Source organism: Streptomyces sp. NPDC041968 (genome assembly GCF_055589025.1).
In genome coordinates this window covers 154,274-173,142 of the sequence record NZ_JBVJCB010000002.1, presented here as the reverse complement: position 1 = coordinate 173,142, position 18,869 = coordinate 154,274, and the positions used below count along the sequence as shown (strand labels likewise).

Annotated in this window: 8 protein-coding genes; 4 read left to right on the top strand and 4 right to left on the bottom strand. The window is 74.4% G+C overall.

The genetic code is table 11. The features are described 5' to 3' along the window. Positions 1-103: 103 nt before the first annotated feature. Positions 104-739: a TetR/AcrR family transcriptional regulator gene (locus tag ACZ6EG_RS05835; protein ID WP_391968791.1), complete on the bottom strand. Its 636-nt coding sequence runs from the start codon at positions 737-739 to the stop codon at positions 104-106. A 103-nt stretch (positions 740-842) separates the two neighbouring features. Here ACZ6EG_RS05835 and ACZ6EG_RS05830 point away from each other — a divergent pair, with 103 nt between their 5' ends. Next, a complete protein-coding gene (locus tag ACZ6EG_RS05830; RefSeq protein WP_469601913.1) occupies positions 843-1,805 on the top strand; it encodes an SDR family NAD(P)-dependent oxidoreductase in 963 nt (320 codons plus the stop codon). 106 nt (positions 1,806-1,911) lie between these two features. Here ACZ6EG_RS05830 and ACZ6EG_RS05825 read toward each other — a convergent pair whose 3' ends face one another. Then, entirely contained in the window at positions 1,912-2,340 is a 429-nt protein-coding gene (locus ACZ6EG_RS05825) for a DUF6892 domain-containing protein (RefSeq protein WP_469601910.1), read from the bottom strand. 731 nt (positions 2,341-3,071) lie between these two features. Between ACZ6EG_RS05825 and ACZ6EG_RS05820 the strand changes: the two genes are divergently transcribed. Next, complete coding sequence (locus ACZ6EG_RS05820) at positions 3,072-3,827, top strand: helix-turn-helix transcriptional regulator (RefSeq protein ID WP_469601907.1); 756 nt, start codon at positions 3,072-3,074, stop codon at positions 3,825-3,827. 103 nt (positions 3,828-3,930) lie between these two features. Here ACZ6EG_RS05820 and ACZ6EG_RS05815 read toward each other — a convergent pair whose 3' ends face one another. Both ACZ6EG_RS05815 and ACZ6EG_RS05810 read right to left on the bottom strand, forming a co-directional pair. After that, positions 3,931-4,449 (bottom strand): RNA polymerase sigma factor, encoded by a 519-nt coding sequence (locus tag ACZ6EG_RS05815; RefSeq protein ID WP_391968788.1) that lies wholly within the window; start codon positions 4,447-4,449, stop codon positions 3,931-3,933. Between the two features lie 69 nt (positions 4,450-4,518). Continuing rightward, positions 4,519-5,877, bottom strand: a complete 1,359-nt coding sequence (locus ACZ6EG_RS05810) for a phthiocerol/phthiodiolone dimycocerosyl transferase family protein (RefSeq protein ID WP_469601904.1) — start codon at positions 5,875-5,877, stop codon at positions 4,519-4,521. 441 nt (positions 5,878-6,318) lie between these two features. Here ACZ6EG_RS05810 and ACZ6EG_RS05805 point away from each other — a divergent pair, with 441 nt between their 5' ends. After that, entirely contained in the window at positions 6,319-14,958 is an 8,640-nt protein-coding gene (locus ACZ6EG_RS05805) for an amino acid adenylation domain-containing protein (RefSeq protein WP_469601901.1), read from the top strand. Next, the gene (locus ACZ6EG_RS05800; RefSeq protein WP_469601898.1) at positions 14,951-18,847 is read left to right on the top strand and encodes a type I polyketide synthase; all 3,897 of its coding nucleotides are present in this window, start codon (positions 14,951-14,953) and stop codon (positions 18,845-18,847) included. Before ACZ6EG_RS05805 ends, ACZ6EG_RS05800 begins: the two co-directional genes overlap by 8 nt. The last annotated feature ends 22 nt before the right edge of the window (positions 18,848-18,869 follow it).

The window sequence follows — 18,869 nt, the reverse complement described above, 5'->3', positions numbered from 1 at the left end:
CGGCGGGCCCCCGGCCCGGCGAACGCCGCCCGACCGTCCGCGCCACGCCCCCGCAGCGACCCGCTCCGGGGGTTCTCAGCGTGCACCTCCGCCATGCCGGATGTCAGACGGCCGGTGTGTCGGCTTCGGGCGCGCGACTGCCGGAGGATGCCTGGTAGCGGAGACCGTCCATCAGGAGGTCGAGGAGGCGTGTCATCCGGGCGTGGTGTTCGGGGGTCGTGGCGGCGAGGGACAGGCCGCTGAGGCTGAAGAGCACGTCTTCCGGTTCGATGTCCGCGCGCAGCAGGCCCGCCGCCGTGCCGGCCCGGAGCAGGTCGGTGATCGCGCCGGTGAGCATGGTGCGGCTGCGGGAGAAGGGATCGCCCCCGGTCGCGATGAGGGCGCGCAGCGCGTCGGACATCCCTCGTTTGGTGGTCATGTAGCGGACGAAGCCGTCCATCCAGGCGCGCACGGCGGCGTCCGGTGGTCCGGCCTCCAAAAGCTCCGAGGCGGAGTCGCAGAGTTGGGCGAGTTCGCTGCGGTAGGCCGCCTCGACGAGCTCCTCGCGGGTGGCGAAGTGGCGGTAGAGCGTGCCGATGCCCACGCCCGCTTCCTTGGCGATCGCGTCGAGGGTCACGTCCGGCCCGTCCTGGGCGAAGGCGCGCGCGGCCACCTCGATCAGTCGGTCGCGGTTGCGGCGCGCGTCGGCGCGCAGCGGCCGGGGGGCGGGGGCGGTCACCTGGTTCTCCTCCTGTTGCAAACGGAGCCTCCTCCGTTTAATCTCGAATTATGCGGAGCCTCCTCCGGTTCCTACTCTATCGGCCGCAGCCGCGGCTCGTGCCTCTGGCCAGACGGGAACGACCATGAACGCCAGCACTCCCACCTCACGCCTCACCACCCCCTTCGGCGCGGAGACCACCGCCGCCGAGGTCGTCTCGGGTGTCGACCTGACCGGCCGCCGTGCCGTCGTCACCGGTGGCGCCTCCGGCATCGGCGTCGAGACCGCCCGCGCCCTCGCCTCGGCCGGCGCACAGGTGACCCTCGCCGTCAGGGACACCGGCGCCGGCGCGCGCACGTCCGAGGACATCAGCGCGACCACCGGCAACAAGGACGTGCACGTCGCCCACCTGGATCTGGCCGATCAGGACTCGGTCGCCGCGTTCGTCTCCGCGTGGGACGGGCCCCTGCACATCCTGGTCAACAACGCCGGTGTGATGGCCTCACCGGAACTGCGCACGCCGGAAGGCTGGGAGCTCCAGTTCGCCACCAACCACCTCGGGCACTTCGCGCTGACCCTCGGCCTGCACCCGGCCCTGGCCCGGGACGGCGGCGCCCGCGTCGTGGCCGTCAGCTCCAGCGCCCACCACCGTTCCGGGGTCGTCTTCGAGGACATCCACTTCCGGCGGCGCGCCTATGAGCCCTGGTCGGCGTACGGCCAGTCGAAGACCGCCAACGTCCTGTTCGCGGTCGAAGCGGCCAAGCGCTGGGCGGCGGACGGCATCACCGTCAACGCGCTGATGCCCGGCGGAATCCGGACCAACCTCCAGCGCCACGTCTCCGACGCGGAGCTCGCCCGGCTGCGCGCCCAGGCGTCGGGCGGCACGGAGCTGAAGTGGAAGACGCCGGAGCAAGGCGCGGCGACCTCCGTCCTGCTCGCCGCCTCACCGCTCGTCGAGAGGGTCAGCGGCCGCTACTTCGAGGACTGCAACGAAGCCGTCCGTGGCAGGTTGACCGCCCGCACCGGCGTCGCGGACCACGCCCTGGACCCCGAGGCGGCCGCCTTGCTGTGGCAGGTCTCCCAGGACACCTTGGCCGCCAGGGGCTGACCGGCCTCGGTCGCCGATGCGCGCTCGGGCCGCACGACGGCTCATCCCCGCCTTCCGGGCGAAGGACGAGGGCGCGACCTGCCCTTCCGGCGGCCGCCCCGAGGTTTCAGTCGGCGGAGATGCCGCGGCCGCGCAGCTCGTCCTGGAGTTCCGGGCCCAGGAACTCGGAACCGAGGACTCGCCGGAGCTTCGGAAGGAGAGTCAGGTCGTCGAGCGAGGAGATGTCGAACAGGTCGTCCTCGCCGTCCCACACGGGAGCGCACTCCTGGTAGACCTGGTTCCCGCCGTCCATGCACAACTCCTCCACTCCCGCCAGGAGTTCGTCGCCGATCTCCAGCGACTCGAAGAAGGCGCGCGCCTCGGGCACGACCTTGTAGTCCAGGCCGTGCCGGTGGGCGTACTCCCAGGGGTCGCCGCCGAGGCCGCGCTCCCGCAGCAGATCGGCGAGCCGGAACGGAGGAGTGAGCTTTTCGTCGATGTACATGAGCTGCTCGACGACGACGAGCTTGAAGTTGAAGTCCTTGAACTGGGTCATGCGCACAATCTAGGCCGCAGCGAGTGCGGCAGGTCCACGCGGTACGGGCCCCGTTCACCGGTACCGAAGCCGCGGGGATGGCATTCCCCGGGCGGGCCTGCCCGGTCGGGCACGGGAGCGGGCGACACGCCACGGACGGCGGATGGCACGGACACGCTGCCGAAGGTGGGCCGACCGCCGATTTCCGTAGCCTCGTCCTTCTTCGCCGAAGGGTTTGTATCGGGGGTTCGCACTGCCCGAAAGTCGCCCGCTTTAAAAGGAGTTGGCGGATGACCGAGGTCACCTGGCAAACCCTTGTCACAGGAGTTGTCGACCCCTAGTCTCTAAACCGCTCCTGATGCGATCCCCACTTCGTCTCGTGGAGGTTCCTCGTGTTGCACGGTTCCCGGCCGGGCTTCTCCCGCAGGCCTGCCGTACGGTCGGCCGGTCCGCCCGGCGGCCTTCCGGCGTCGGGATCGGACAACGAGAATCAGTGGCCATGACAACGTTATCCCCGGTGTCCGGACGCCGGCCGCCTCGGCGCCGTCCGCTCCGCTCACCCTGATGACTCTCGGGAGGCCGACGCCCGCCGCCGGCCCGCCCGAGCGGCGCGGAACACCCGGCCCGGCCACCGACGAGGTGGTTCATGCCGTCACCCGGCGCTCGCCCACACCCAGGCACAGCACCGCGGGCCCGCTCCGCGCTCGCAACCCTTCCCAGCCCCCACGCGCAGGAAGAAGGACGGTACGTTCGTGGCGACCACGAGTTTCCCCGACGCCTCACCCGGCAAGCAGAGGAATGCCACCGCTCCGGCTGCCCCCGCCCCTCGCGCCCCGGCAGGAGGCGGTGCGCACCGCGGCGCCGCCTCGGCGGACGCCTGGACGGCCCACGTCTCCCCGGGGGACCCGGTCGTCACGGCCGCGGAACCGGAATTCGCCCGCCAATTCGGCCTGAGTACCGACGAGATACGCGGGCGCCGACTTCTCGACCTTCTCCGTTCTCCCGTTCCCGCAAGGCTGCGAAAACAGTTCACCTTCCTCTCCTCAGGACGTTGCCGGCGATTCACGGAAACGGTGACCTACCGGGACGGCACCGGACGGGATTTCCTGGCGGAACTCACCGGGGTCGCCGTCAGGAAACCCTCGGGCGATGTCTTCGGCGTCGTCATTCTCCTGCGCAGGGCGGGAGCGGCACACCGCGCGGCGGAAATGCGTCGGGCCGAGGACAGACGCGTACCACGGAAGGGCGCCCTGGCGGAGGCCGCCGCCGGGCCCGTGCTCAGCGCGCTCGACGCGCAGGTTCTCGAGGGTGTCGCGCGCGGAGAGTCCACCGCGCAGTTGGCCTCCCGTCTCTATCTGAGCCGTCAGGGAGTCGAGTACCGCGTCGGTCAGATGCTGCGGAGGTTCGAGGCGTCCAACCGCCCCGCCCTGGTGGCGCGTGCGCACGCCCTCGGAATGTTCGCCGTCGGCCAGTGGCCCCCGCGCGTTCTGCCGGAACGCGTGCGGTAGCACGGTCCGCCGTTCTCCGAAGGTCCGGACAAGGTGGCCGTGGCGGTGACACACCGCCACGGCCATTGCACGTACGGGACCGGCCGTGGCGCCGGCCGCCGTCTCACGCCACCGAGGGCAGCCACGCCTCCTGGAACCGTCGGCGGGCACGGAAGAGACGGGAGCGAACCGTGCCCAGGGGCAGGGCGAGCACCTCGGCCATCTCCTCCTCGTTGAGTCCGTAGGCGCGCAGGGTGAGGACCTGCCGGTGCGCCTGGGACAACCGCTCCAGCACATCGCTGATGTGCACCGCGTCCAGGGGGTTCGCCTCCTGCCGCGACTCCAGCTCGGAGCAGCTCCGCTCCTCGCCGTAGCGCTTGGCGGTACGGACGGCCTCGCGGACCGTCACCGAGCGCACCCAGCCGTAGAACGCGGCCGGTTCGCGCAGGGACCCCAGGCCGCGGTAGATGGCGAGCAGCGCCTCCTGCGTGGCGTCCGCCCCGTCGTCACGGGTGATGGAGCGGCAGATGCGTGCGACGTAGGGCGTGATGCCGGTCAGCAAGCGGTTCATCGCCTGCTCGTCGCCCGCCTGGGCTCGGGGGAGCAGCACCAGGGGAGAGGGGAGTTCGCTGACGGTGGACATGTCGGACAGAGGCTCCTTACGGCAGCCGGGCGGACGGGGGTGCGGGTGCGTGAGCGGGGAGGCGCGTGCTCAGCCGGTGGTCGGGCGGGCCGGCTCCGGCTCGGGCTCTGGCTCCGTGGCGGTCGCGGTCGCGGTCGTGAAGCGGAGCAGGCCGGCGCGCACGTCATCGCGGAACGCCCGCATGAACGACGGGCTGAAACAGGCGGTGGAGTGCGGGAACTCGATGGACAGCCGCCCTTCGAAGGAGACCACGCACGCCATCACGGGGCTGCGCCCCGCCTGGGGGAAGTAGTGCTCACGGGCCGGCACCAGCCGCACGTCGACCGCCCGCAGGCCGCGCGGCAGTCGCGGGCCGGGAACGACACCCATGTTGGTGGCGATCACGGTCGCCATCTGCAGGGCCGGGTTGCGAGGGATCTCCGGCGTGATGCGCACCTCGTGGAAGTGGTCGCCCCGCGTGAGGAAGTCGCTCAGCCGGGCGTGCACGGCACGGGCCAGCTCCAGCGGCTCAGACGTCTCGGAGACCGCCAGGGTCTGGAGGTGCGTCGTGACCGCGGGCACCATCGCGGAGGCCGGCAGCGGCGGGGACAGGCGGGAGCGCAGGTCGACGGGGGAGAGGCAGCCGAGTTCGCGGGGGCCGTGGCCGTCCAGCCGCCGCCGGGCCGCGGCCAGCAGCGACGAGGCGACCAGCGCGTGCACGGACACGCCGGAGGCGCGTGCCGTTGCGCGCAGGCGCGAGGTGAGGTCCACGTCCAGGGTCAGCCGGCGGACCTCGATGTGTCCGGCCGCGTCGGCCCCGCCTTCGGCGGCGGTGTCGTACGGCACCAGCGCGACCGGGTGCCGGCGCGTCTCCTCCAGACGGCCGTCGAGGTACTTCGCCGTGTCGGCCTCGTCGGCAGGCGGCAGCAGCCGGCTGACGGGCTCGGGCCAGGACGGGAGACCCGCCTCGGCCGTCCCGTCGGTGTGCTCGCCGTCGACCAGGGCGCGGTAACGGTCCCACAGCGCGTTGTGCAGGGCGATGCTGCTGTGCCCGTCCGTGACGGTGTGGTCCACCACCAGCACGAACAGGTGGCTCTCACCGTCGGGCGCGCTGACCAGGACGGCGCGGCTCAGCGGACCGCCGACCGGCAGGGGCCGGTTCAGCTCCGCCGCGTAGGCCTCCTCCTCGTCGCCGGTGCGGACGGTCAGGGTGGGCCGCTCGTCCTCGGCCAGGAGGCGCAGCACGTGGTCCGTGCCGACCTGCTCGATGCGGGACCGCAGCGTCGGGTTGGTGCTCGTCAAGGCGTCGAAAGCGGCCGACAGCGCCGCGGCGTCCACGGGTCCGCGCAGGCTGCAGGACAGGACGGCTCTGCTTCTCTGACCCACGTAGAGCGTCTCGACCGGACACAGCGCACGGTGCATGCCGTCAGCCTTCTTTCCGTCGTTCATGTCGGGGGTTCCACGGCCCGGAGTCGGCCTGCCGCCGCCGGCGGTCCGCCGGGGTGCGGCCCTTCGAGAGTGCACGGCGGATCGCGGCCGAATCCAGCCGCGAACGCGGTCCGGAGGGAAGTCGCGTGATTTCCCTAGAAGTTGCACCGGCACCCGCACTCCCCGGCCCCCCGTTCTCCAGGGAAACCCCTGAAGCGGCGCCGCACGGGCCCGGTCCCGCTTGACCCGCCCGGTCTCGCTGCCGCACCGTGATGTGCCGTGAACCGGGGCCGGGTGACGCGATCCCCCCGCCCTCGGCGTGCGGCCTCCCGTCCCGCCCACCGGGCCGGCCCCACCCGTGCACGAGCGCGAGCGCGGCGGGGAGCGGTGGCCGCACACGTCCGATCCGGCCGGGCCTTCGCCGTCCGGGACAGTTACGGCTTGCCACGTGAGGGTTGTGCTATGTCACTCCAGGAGGACGAACGTCGACCGCTGTCCGGAGCCCAGGAGGGCCTCTGGTACGCCGGGCGGCTCGCGCCGGACAGCGCCGCGTACAACACCGCGGAGGCGGTGGAGATCCACGGTCCCCTCGACACCGGCCTGTTCGAGACCGCGCTGCGACGCACCGTCGGCGAGGCGGACACCTTCGCCCTGCGGTTCGGCGACACCGACGAAGGCCCCCGCTGCCGCACCGCTCCGGACGCGGACACCTGGCCCCTGCACCGGGTCGACGTCAGCGGCGCCCAGGACCCCGAGGCCGCCGCCTGGGCCCACGTCCACGCCGACCTCGCGGCGCCCGTGGACATCGAGAAGGGCCCATTGTTCGCGCACACCCTGCTGACCCTGGCCCCCGACCGCTTCCTGTGGCTGCTGAGGGCCCATCACCTCCTGCTCGACGGCTACAGCTACAAGCTGCTCGGCCGGCGCCTGGCCGAGACGTACAACGCGCTGGCCGAGGGCCGCACACCGGACCCATGCGGGTTCGCGCCGGTGAGCAGGCTCCAGGAGCAGGAGGCGGCCTACCGCGCCTCCGAGGCGTACACCCGCGACCGCGACCACTGGGCGCGCCACCTGGCCGACCTGCCGGAGCCCGCCCGTCTCACCTCCCGTACGGCCGCCCCCACCGCGCCCTTCCTGCGCCGCGCCGCCACGCTGACGCCCGCCGAGGCCGACGCCCTCGACGCCGCCGCGGCCCGCCTCGGCGTCCGGCGCACCGAACTGCTGACCGCGGCCACCGTCGCCTATCTGCACCGGATGACCGGCGCCCGTGACCTCGTACTCGGCCTGGCCACCATGAGCCGCCCCGGCAGCGCCGCCCTGCGCACCCCCGGCACCGCCTCCGACGTCCTCCCGCTGCGTGTGGCCGCCGCCCCCGGCACCTCCGTCGCGGAACTGGCACGGGCCGTCGCCGAGGAACTGACGGCGCTGCGCCGCCACCAGCGCTACCGGGGCGAGTTCCTCCGCCGCGACCTGGGGCTGATGGGCACCGGGCGCCGACTGTACGGGCCGGTACTGAACATCGTCCCGTTCGACGAGTCGCCGGACTTCGGCGGGCACCCCACCACCTGGCACCACCTGTCCGGCGGAGCCGTCGACGACCTGCAGATCTCGGTGCGCCCCGGCGGCCGGTCCGGGGGACTGTGGCTGGCCTTCGACGGCAACCCCGCCCTGTACCAGGAGGACGAACTGGCCCTGCACCGGGACCGGTTCCTCACGCTGCTGCGCCGCCTGACCGAGGCCGATCCGACGGACCCGGTGGGCGACCTGGACGTCCTGCTGCCGGGCGAGCACCCCCGCGACACCCCCGTGCACACGCATGCCGTCGAGCGGACGCTCACCGAGCTGTTCGAGGAGCGGGCGGCGGCCGGACCCGAGCGCTCCGCCGTCACCTGCGGGGACGAACGGCTCACGTACGCGGAACTCAACGCCGAGGCCAACCGGCTCGCGCGGTTGCTGGCCGAACGCGGGGCGGGCCCCGGCCGGGTGGTGGCGCTGGCCCTGGAGCGGGGGACACGGCTGCTGCCCGCCCTGCTGGCCGTCCTCAAGACCGGCGCCGCCTACCTCCCCCTTGACCCCGGCCACCCGGCCGAACGGCTGCGGCTGGTCGTCGAGGACGCCGCCCCCGTCCTCCTCGTCACCGAGCGCGCCCACGCCCACCTCGCCGGGGACGCGCTCCCCGTGGTCCGCCTGGACGACGAGGAGGTCGCGGCGGACCTCGCCCGGCGATCCGCCGCCGACCTCACCGACGCCGACCGTCGGGGACCGGTGCGCCCGTCCGACATCGCGTACATCATCCACACCTCCGGTTCCACCGGCCGCCCCAAGGGCGTGCCCGTCCCGCACGCCAACGTCGTCCGGCTCTTCGCCTCGGCCGCCGAACAGTTCACCTTCGGCGCCGACGACGTGTGGACGCTGTTCCACTCCTACGCCTTCGACTTCTCCGTCTGGGAGATCTGGGGCGCCCTGCTGCACGGCGGCCGGGTCGTCGTCGTCCCCTACGCCGTCAGTCGCTCGCCGCGCGAGTTCCTGGAGCTGCTGCACCGCGAGGGCGTGACCGTCCTCAACCAGACGCCGTCCGCGTTCGAGCAACTCGTCGACGCCGACGCCGACGCCGACGCCGACACCGAACGGCACGGGGACGCCGGGGCGTTGCGCTACGTCGTCCTCGGCGGAGAGGCCCTGCGCCCGGCGCGTCTGCGCCCCTGGGCCGACCGGCACGGCCTGGACCGCCCGGTGCTGGTGAACATGTACGGCATCACGGAAACCACCGTGCACGTCACCCACCACCGCCTCACCCGCGCCGACCTGGACGACCCGCGCCGCGGCAGCGTCATCGGCACCCCCCTCGCCGACCTCCGCGTCCATCTGCTGGACGAAGCCGGCCGCCCCGTGCCGCCCGGGGCGACCGGCGAGATGTACGTCTCCGGCGCCGGGGTCGCCGCCGGATACCTCGGCCGGCCCGACCTGACCGCCGACCGCTTCCTCGACGACCCCTACGGCCCGCCCGGCACCCGCATGTACCGCTCGGGCGACCTGGCCCGGCGCCGGCCCGACGGCACCCTCGACTACCTCGGCCGAGCCGACGCCCAGATACAGCTGCGCGGGTTCCGGGTCGAGCCCGGCGAGATCGAGGCCGTCCTTGCCTCCCACCCCGGCGTGACACGTGCCGCCGTCGTGGCCCGCCGCGCCGACAACGGCGCCCAGCACCTGGTCGCCTACACCGTCCCCAGCGGCGCCGCGCCGGTGAGCCCCGCCGAACTGCGCGCCCACACCGCCGCCCACCTGCCCGAGCACATGGTCCCGGCCGTCTGCGTCCCGGTGGACGCGCTGCCGCTGACCGCGAACGGCAAACTCGACGTCCGGGCCCTGCCCGACCCCGACTTCACCGTCGCCGCCTCCGGGAACCGCCCGGGAACGCCCGAAGAGGCCGTGGTATGTGCCCTGTTCGAGGACGTACTGAAACTGCCCCGGGAGACCGTCGGCACCGACGTGAACTTCTTCGACCTCGGCGGCGACTCCCTCCTCGCCACCCGTCTGCTGGCCCGCCTGCGGCACGACACGGGTGCCGAGATCCCCATCACCGCCCTGTTCGAGACGCCCACCCCGGGCGCCCTCGCCCGGCGGCTCACCGCACACACCGGCGGCGCCCTGCCCCGCCCCGTCCTCGGGGACGCCGTACGCCCGCAGCGCGTGCCGCTGTCCTTCGCCCAGGAAGGCATGTGGTTCCTCAACCGGCTCGACGGCCGAGCCGCCACCTACAACATCCCGCTCCTCGTCACCCTGGACACCGCCCCCGACCCCCGGGCCCTCCAGGCGGCCCTCGGCGACCTGGCCGACCGGCACGAGATCCTGCGGACGGTGATCGCCGAGCACGGCGGCGTCCCCCACCAGCGCGTCCTGGCGCCGGGCGAGTTGCGTCCGGCGCTGCACCGGGTCGACTGCCCCGTCACGGAGACCGCCGCCCACATCAGCGCCGCGGCGAGGCACCGCTTCGACCTGACCGCCGAAAGCCCCCTCGCCGTGTGGCTCCTGGGCTCCACCCTGCTGTTCGTCCTGCACCACAGCGCCGCCGACGGCTGGTCGCTGCGCCCCTTCGCCGACGACCTGAGCACCGCCTACGCCGCCCGCCGCGCCGGCCGGGCACCCGACTGGACGCCGCTGCCGGTCCAGTACGCCGACTACGCGTTGTGGCAGCGCGCCCTGCTGACCCCCGAACCGGACGGCCCCGGACGGCTGGAACGGCTCACCGCGCACTGGCGCACGGCCCTGGACGGCCTGCCCGAGGAGTGCACCCTGCCCGGCGACCGACCCCGCCCCGCCGCCCCGGGCGGTGGCGCACACGTCGAGACCGTGGTCGACGCCGACCTGCACCGCGCCCTGGTGCGCCTCGCCGACCGCTCGGGCACCAGCCTCTTCATGGTGCTGCACGCCGCGGTCAGCGCCCTGCTCACCCGCTGCGGCGCCGGTGAGGACATCGTCCTCGGCACCCCGGTCGCCGGTCGCACCGAACCCGGCCTCGACCCCCTGATCGGCCTGATCACCAACACCCTGGTCCTACGGGCCGACACCTCCGGCGACCCCGCCTTCCGGGACCTGCTGACCCGCGTCCGCAGCGCCGACCTGGCCGCCCTGGACCACCAGGACCTGCCCTTCGACCGTCTGGTCGACGCGCTCAACCCGACCCGCGCGCCCGGCCGGCACCCCCTGTTCCAGGTGATGCTGGCCCTCCAGAACAACGAACCGGCCGTCCTCGCCATGGACGGGCACCGAGCCGAGTTGCGGCCCACCGCCACCGGCACCGCCAAGTTCGACCTGTTCGTGGACGTCCTGGAACGCCACACCGCCGACGGCACCCCCGACGGCCTGACCCTGCACGTCGAGTACGCCACCGATCTGTACGACGCCGGCACCGCCGAGGCGTTCGCCCGCTCCCTGCGCGAGGTCCTGCGCACGGTGAGCACCGACCCAGGCGTTCGCGTGGGACACCTTTCCGCGCTCCCCGAGCGCACCTCCGCCCCGGCAGCGACCGACCCCGCGGAACTGGAGGCCGCCGCCCTCCGCGTGTCCGGCGTCCGCGACGCCCACGCCCTGCCCGGCACCGACGGCACCCCACCGCGGCTCTATGTGGTGCCCGGGCGGGCGGACGCCGCCGAACGCGTCGAGGACGCCCTGGACCGCGCGGGCCACGACACCGTTCGCGTGACCGCCGTCAACACGCTGCCCCGCACCGAGGACGGCACCGTCGACACCGCGGCCCTCGAAGCCCTGCCCGCCGTCGACCGTACCGCCGCCCGGACCTGGCGGGACCGGCTGGCCGCCCTCCCCGGCGTCACCACCGCCGAGGTGACGGTGGAGAACACGCCCGAGGAACCGGACCGCCGCCACACCGGCCTGCCCGTCCGCACCGCGGCACCCGCCCCCGCCGCCGGCCGCACCGGCCGCTCGTCGGCCGTCCCGGCGCTCAGCGAGGGCCCCGCCCTCCGCGAACCCTCCGTGCCGAGCTGGGCCGAGGCCCTGCGCCGCGCCGCCGAACGGGGCCGGGGCGACATCGTCCACGTCCACGCCGACGGCAGCGAGCACCGGCGCAGCTACGCGGCCCTGATCCCCGAGGCCTCCCGCGTCCTCGCCGGGCTGCGCCGGGCGGGCCTGCGCCCCGGGGACCAGGTCATCCTCCAGTGCGAGGCCACCGAGGACTTCCTCGCTGTCCTGTGGGGCTGCGTCCTCGGCGGTTTCGTCGCCGTCCCGCTGACCGTCCCCGCCTCCTACGACACCCCCTCGGCGGCGCTGACCAAGCTGGAGGGCATCTGGCGGATGCTCGGCCGGCCCTGGATCGTGTGCTCCGCGGGCCGCGAGGCCGGGCTGCGTGCCCTCGCGGCCCGGCAGGACCGGCCCGGGCTGCGGCTCACCACCGCCGACGCCCTGCGCGAGGCGCCCGAGGACCACGACTGGCACCCCGCCCGACCGGACGACCTCATCCTGATGCTGATGACGTCGGGCAGCACCGGCCTGCCCAAGGCGGTGCGGCTCACCCACCGCAACGTGCTGACCCGCTCGGCCGCCACCGAGCAGACGAACCGGCTCGGCGCGGACGACGTCTCCCTCAACTGGATCCCGCTCGACCACGTCACCGGCGTGGTGATGTTCCATCTGCGGGACGTCTACCTCGGCTGCCGCCAGATCCACGCCCCCACCTCCTGGATCCTGCAGGACCCGGCGCGCTGGATGGACCTTGCCGACCGGTACCGGGTCACCGTCACCTGGGCGCCCAACTTCGCCTTCGGCCTCCTCGCCGAGCAGTCCGACCGTTTCGCGGACCGCGACTGGGACCTCTCGCCGATGCGGCTGGTGATGAACGCCGGCGAGGTCGTCGTGGCCTCGGCCGCCCGCCGCTTCCTGCGCGCGCTGAAGCCGTTCGGCCTGCCGCAGGACGTGATGCACCCCGGCTGGGGCATGTCCGAGACCTGCTCCGTGGTCACCGACGCCGTCCTGCCCGCCGAACCCCGCGACGGCGAGGGCACCTTCGTGAGCTGCGGCCTGCCCTACCCGGGATTCGCCATGCGGATCGTCGACGAACGGGGCACGGTCCTCGGCGAGGGCGAGGCGGGCCGCTTCCAGGTCCGCGGCACGTCCGTGACCGGCGGTTACCACGACAACCCGGCCGCCAACGCGGAGGCCTTCACCGAGGACGGCTGGTTCGACACCGGCGACCTGGCGTACCTGAGCGACGGCGAGCTGTACATCACCGGCCGCGCCAAGGACGTCATCATCGTCAACGGCGTCAACCACTACAGCCACGAGATCGAGGCGTGCGTCGAGGAACTGCCGTGGGTGGAGAACAGCTTCACCGCGGCGGTCGCGGTGCGCACCGACCCGTCCTCGCCCACCGACGAACTGGCCCTCTTCTTCCATTCCGGGCCGGACGTCACCGCCGGCGCCCTGCGCGAGATCACCGGGAAGGTGGCCCGGGAGATCGGCGTCAGCCCGGCCTACCTGATCCCGGTCGCCCCGGACGCCGTCCCGAAGACCGAGATAGGCAAGATCCAGCGCACCAAGCTGCGCAAGGCGTTCGAGGCGGGCGACTTCGACGAGGAGGTCCGCCGGACCCAACTGCTGCTGGGCACCGAGACCACCGTCCCCGACTGGTTCCTGCGGCCGGTGTGGCAGCGGGCGGAACGGCCCGACGCCCGTCCGGCCCTCCCCGGCCGGCACACCCTCGTCCTGGCGAACGGCGACCTTCCGGAGCCCCGGGCCCTGTCGGTCCAGCGGCTCGCCGACGCGCTGCGCAAGGACGGCGGCCTGTGCACGGTGGTCGGCACGGGCACGGAGTTCGCACGGCTCGACGCCGCCCACTACCGGGTCCGGCCCGGCGAGGTGAGTGACTACACGGCGCTGCTCGGGCAGGTGGAGCGCGACCGGCCGCCCGTCGACGCCGTACTGCACCTCGGCGGCCTGCGGCGCGCCGGCGCCCCCGAGACGGAGCCGCACGACACGGCCGGTGCGGAGGACCTGCTCGCGTTCGCCCGCGCCCTCGCCGCCCGCCCGGGCCGGCCCCACCCCGTCGATCTGCTGTACGTGACGGCGGGCGCGCAGGCCGTGCGCCCCGGTGAACGCCCCTCGCCCGGCCACGCCGCGGCGGGCGCACTGCTGAAGTCGCTGGGCGAGGAGTTCGGCCGGCTGCGCGGCACCCACCTCGACCTCGCTCCGGACGCCGCTGAGGACCCGCTGCCCGTCGTGCTGGCCGAGGCGACCGTCACCACGGACGGCGCGGAGGTGGCGTACCGCGACGGACACCGCCATGTACGCCGCCTCGCCCCCCTGCCCGCCACCCCGGCCCGCGCCGAGCCGCCCGCACACGACGGCTTCACCCTCCTCACCGGGGGACTGGGCGGTGTCGGCGTCGAGGTGGCCGCGCATCTGCTGCGCACACCCGGTACCCGCCTGCTCATCGTCGGCCGCACCCCGGACCCCGAGGGCGACGCCCTCCCGCGCCTGCGCGAGCTGGGCGAGGTGCGCTACGCCCGTGCCGACGTCACCGACGGGCAGCAGGTGCGGGCCGCCGTGGAGGCCGCCGCCGAGACGTGGGGCGTGCCCCTGTCCTCGGTGCTGCACCTGGCCGGGACGCTCGTGGAACGCCCCGTGAGCGAGCTGGACGCCGCGACCTGGCGCCGGGCGCTGGAGGCGAAGGTGCGCGGCGCGTGGACGCTGCACCGCCTCACTGCCGACCACCCCGTCGGCACCTTCATCACCTTCTCCTCGGTGAACGGCTTCTTCGGCGGCGCCCTGAACGCTGCCTACGCCGCCGCCAACGCGTGCCTCGACGCCCTCGCCCTGCACCGCCGGGCGCTCGGCCTGCCGGCCCAGTCCCTGGCCTGGAGCATGTGGCGCGAGCGCGGCGTGAGCCGCGGCTACCGGCTCACCGCGCTCACGGAGGCCCGCGGCTACCGGCTGCTCGACACCCCCGCCGCGCTGCGCTCCTTCGACCTGGCCCGCACCCTGGACGAACCCCACCTGCTGATCGGGGCCGACCGCACCGCCCCCTGGGTCCGCAGCCACGTCGACGCCCCCGCCCGCCAGGTGCGCCGCCTGGCCGCGCGCGTCGGCCTGGAGGACGGCACCGACCTGGGCGCCCTCTACCACGCGGCGGCCGACACCGCCCGGACGGCCGGACTGTCCGACGCCTGGACGCTGCGCTCGGCGGGCGCCACCCCCGCCACGGACCGGGCGGAAGCGGGGGACGACCTGCGGAAGCTGGAGCACCGGCTCGCGCAGGTGTGGCGCGGCGTACTGGGCCATGACCGGGTGGGCCGGGACGACAACTTCTTCGACCTCGGCGGGAACTCCCTGCTCCTCGTCACCGCCCAGAGCGCCGTCAACCGCGCCTTCGGCACCGACCTGTCGGTCGTCGACCTCTTCGCGCACCCCACCGTGCGCGACCTGGCCCGCCACCTGTCGGCCGCCGGCGCCGCTCCCACGGCGGCGGCCGAACAGCCGCCCCGGCACGCGGACGACGGCCTCGACCGCGCCAGGGAGCAGGCACAGCGGCAGCGCGCCGCCCGCGCCCGCCGCACCGCACGGCACGGGAAGGACCGCGGACGTGCCTGACACCCCCGCACCGCAGGCGACGCAGACCCCCCACGACCCCCGAGAGGACGAGACACAGGCCGTGCACGACACCACCGCACCCCACGGCGAGGACGTCCCCGCCGTCGCCGTCATCGGCATGGCGGGCCGCTTCCCCGGCGCCGACGACCTCGACGCCTTCTGGGACAACCTCGCGGCCGGCCGCGAGTCCGTACGGCCCGTCACCGACGAGGAGTTCCTCGCCGCGGGCGGCGACCGACGCGACCTCGACGACCCCACGCTGGTCCGGATGGCGTCGGCCGTCGAGGGCATCGACCGCTTCGACTCCGGCTTCTTCGGCTACAGCCCCGCCGAGGCCGCCGTCGTCGACCCGCAGCAACGGTTGCTCCTGGAGACGGCCTACCACGCCCTGGAGGACGCCGGCTGCCTCGGCGACGACCGTACCCGCGAGGCGTTCGGCGTCTACGCGGGCGGCGGCGACAGCCGCTACTACCCGGCCCACCTGCACCCGCGCTTCGCCGGGCAGCCCGGTTCCGTCGAGCTCGTCCACGCGGCCACCGCCAACTCCCTGGGCACCCTCGCCACCCGGGTCTCCTACGAACTCGGGCTCACCGGCCCCAGCGTGTCCCTCCAGACGGCCTGCTCCACCGCGCTGGTGGCCGTGCACACCGCCTGCCAGGACCTGCTGGACCACCGCTGTGACACCGCGCTGGCCGCCGCGGTCTCCCTCAACCCCTCCGCCCCACTGGGCTACCGGCACGTGCCCGACGGGCCGTTCTCCCCCGACGGGCACTGCCGTGCCTTCGCCGCGGACGCCGCCGGCACCTCCTCCGGCGACGGGGTGGGAGCCGTCGTACTCAAGCGGCTGGACGACGCCCTCGCCGACGGCGACCGCATCCGCGCCGTCATCCGCGGCAGCGCCGTCAACAACGACGGCCGCCGCAAGGTCGGCTTCAGCGCGCCCAGCGCCGCCGGACAGACCGAGGTGATCCTCGCGGCCCAGGCCGAGGCGGAGATCGACGCCGGAACCATCGGCCTGATCGAGGCGCACGGCACCGCCACCCGACTCGGGGACCCCATCGAGGTGTCCGCGCTCACCGAGGCGTTCCGGCACAGCACGCCGCGGACCGGGTTCTGCGCCCTCGGCTCGGTCAAGACCAACATCGGCCACCTCGGGGCAGCCGCCGGCATCGCCGGGCTCGTCAAGGCCGTCCTCGCCCTCGAACGCCGGCAGATCCCGCCGAGCCTGCACTTCGACCGGCCCAACCCGCTCATCGACTTCGACGCGAGCCCCTTCCGCGTCCCCACCGCCCTGGAGGACTGGCCCGAAGGCGAGCACCCCCGCCGGGCCGGCGTCAGCGCCTTCGGCATCGGCGGCACCAACGCCCACGTCGTCCTGGAGGAGGCCCCGCCCACCGCCCCCGCCGCACCCCGCCCGCCCGAGGACGGCCGCCGCCTGGTGCTGCCCCTGTCCGCGCGCACCGCCGGCGCCCTGCGCGGCCAGGCCGACGCCCTCGCCCGGCACCTCGAACGCCGCCCCGGTCAGCGCCTGGACGACATCGCCCACTCCCTGCGCACCGACCGGCCCGCGCTGCGCCACCGCCTCACCGTCACGGCGGCCACGCGCGAGGAGGCCCTCGACGCGCTGCGCTCCGCCGTACCCGCCACCCCGCCGGTCCCCGACGACCCGGCCCGTGTGGCGTTCCTGCTGCCCGGCGGCGGCACCCAGTACCCCGGCATGGGCGCGCAGCTGTACCGCGACCACACCGTCTACCGCGACACCGTCGACGAGTGCGCCCGCATCCTGCGGCCCGACCTCGGCACCGACCTGCGCACGGCCCTCTTCGAGGAGCGCCGGCCCGACGACACCGCCGCGTTCCTCGGGCTCGTCGTCACCGAGTACGCCCTGGGGCGCACGCTCATCGAGGCGGGCGTCCGCCCCGACGCGCTCCTCGGCCACTCGCTCGGCGAGTACACGGCCGCCTGCCTGGCCGGGGTCATCGACCTCGCCGACATGCTGCCACTGGTCACCGAACGCATCCGGCTCATCAGCTCCGCCGGCGGCGCCACGGTCGGCGTGGCGGCCCCGGCCGAGGAGATCGGGGCGTTGCTCGACGACGACCTGTCCCTGGCCGCCGTCAACGGCCCCGGCGCCTGCACCGTCGCCGGACACGTCGACGCCGTCGCCCGCCTGGAGGCCGAACTGACCCGACTCGGCGTCCCCTTCCGCCGCCTGCGCATCCCCGTGGCCGCCCACTCCCACGTCCTGGACCCCGTCCTGCCCGCCTACGAGGCCCACCTCAGCGGCGTCACCCTGCGCCCGCCGCGCATCCCTTACGTCACCAACGTCACCGGCACCTGGGTGACCGACGCCCAGGCCACCTCCGTACGGCACTGGATCGACCACACCCGGAACACCGTGCGGTTCGCCGACGGCATCACCGCCCTGTGGGACCGCCTCCGTCCCGTCCTCGTGGAGATCGGGCCGGGCGACACCCTCACCAAGCTGGCCGCCGCCCGGCTCGCCGACGAGGCGCCGGTGACGGTGACCACCATGCGGCACGCCAAGGCCGAGGCGTCCGACGACTTCGTCCTCGCCGAGGCCCTGGGACGGCTGTGGAGCGCAGGCGTCGACCACGCCCTGCCCCCGGTGCCGGGCACACCACGGCGGGCCCCGCTGCCGCCGTACGCGTTCGACCGCCGGCGCCACTGGATCGACGCCCCCGGCGCCCGCACGGACCCCGGCGACGCCGGGACCGAGCGGGAGGACGGCCCCGGCCTCGCACCCCGGCCTCGGCTGACCACGGAGCACGTACCACCCCGCACCGAAAGGGAACGGGAGGTGACCCGGCTCTGGGAGGAGACCCTCGGCATCGGCGGCATCGGCCTGCACGACAACTTCTTCGACCTCGGCGGCGACTCGATGCGCGCCGTGCTGCTCGCCGGACGACTGCGCCGGACCGGCGTCCTCGACGTCCCGGCGGCGACACTGCTGGCCGCGCCCACCGTGGCGGGCGTGCTCGCCGCCGTCGACGAACGGGACGAGGGAACCCCGCACACCGCCCCCACCGCGCTCGGGCCGCTGCTGCCGCTGCGCGCCGAGGGCACCGCCGCACCGCTGTTCTGCGTCCACCCCGGAGCGGGTGTCTCCTGGCGCTACACCGGTCTGCTGCCCCATCTCGGCGGCGACCAGCCCGTCCACGGCATCCAGGCGGCCGGGCTCGACGGCACCCGCCCGCCCGCGCCCGACGCCGCCGCCATGGTCGCCCACTACCTCGACCTGGTGCGCCGGCTCCAGCCGCACGGACCGTACCGGCTGCTGGGCTGGTCCTACGGCGGATTCGTCGCCCACGCCATGGCCTGTGCCCTCCAACGCGACGGCGAGCGCGTCGAACTCCTCGCCATGCTCGACGCCCCCCAGCCGCACGGCACCGCCCACGACCCCGACGCGGCCGAACGCCAGGTGGCGGCGCTGCTGTCGAGAGTGGCCGGTCTCCCCGTCGACGCGGACCCCGTGCCCGTGGACACCGTCCTGGACCGGATCGACGCCCGGGTCACCACCGACCCGTCGAGTGCGCCCGTCACCCGGGCGGAGGCCGCCGCCATAGCCGCCGTGATGCGCAACAACCTGCGCATCGCCCCGCAGTTCGCCCCCGGCGTCTTCCGCGGCGACGTGCTGTTCTTCAGCGCGGTCGAGGAGGAAACCGCCGGCCGCCCGGCCGATCTCGCGGTGCTGCCCGGCAAGGCCGACAGCTGGCGGCCCTACGTGGACGGCACCCTCCACGAGCACCACGTGCCGTGCGGTCACTACGACATGACCGAGCCCGAGCCGATCGCCCGCATCGGCGAGGCGGTGGCCAAGGCCCTGCGCGGCCTCGGCGATGGAGGCGCCGTACCCCCTGCCCCGTAACCCCTGCCCAGTGAACCCGCGT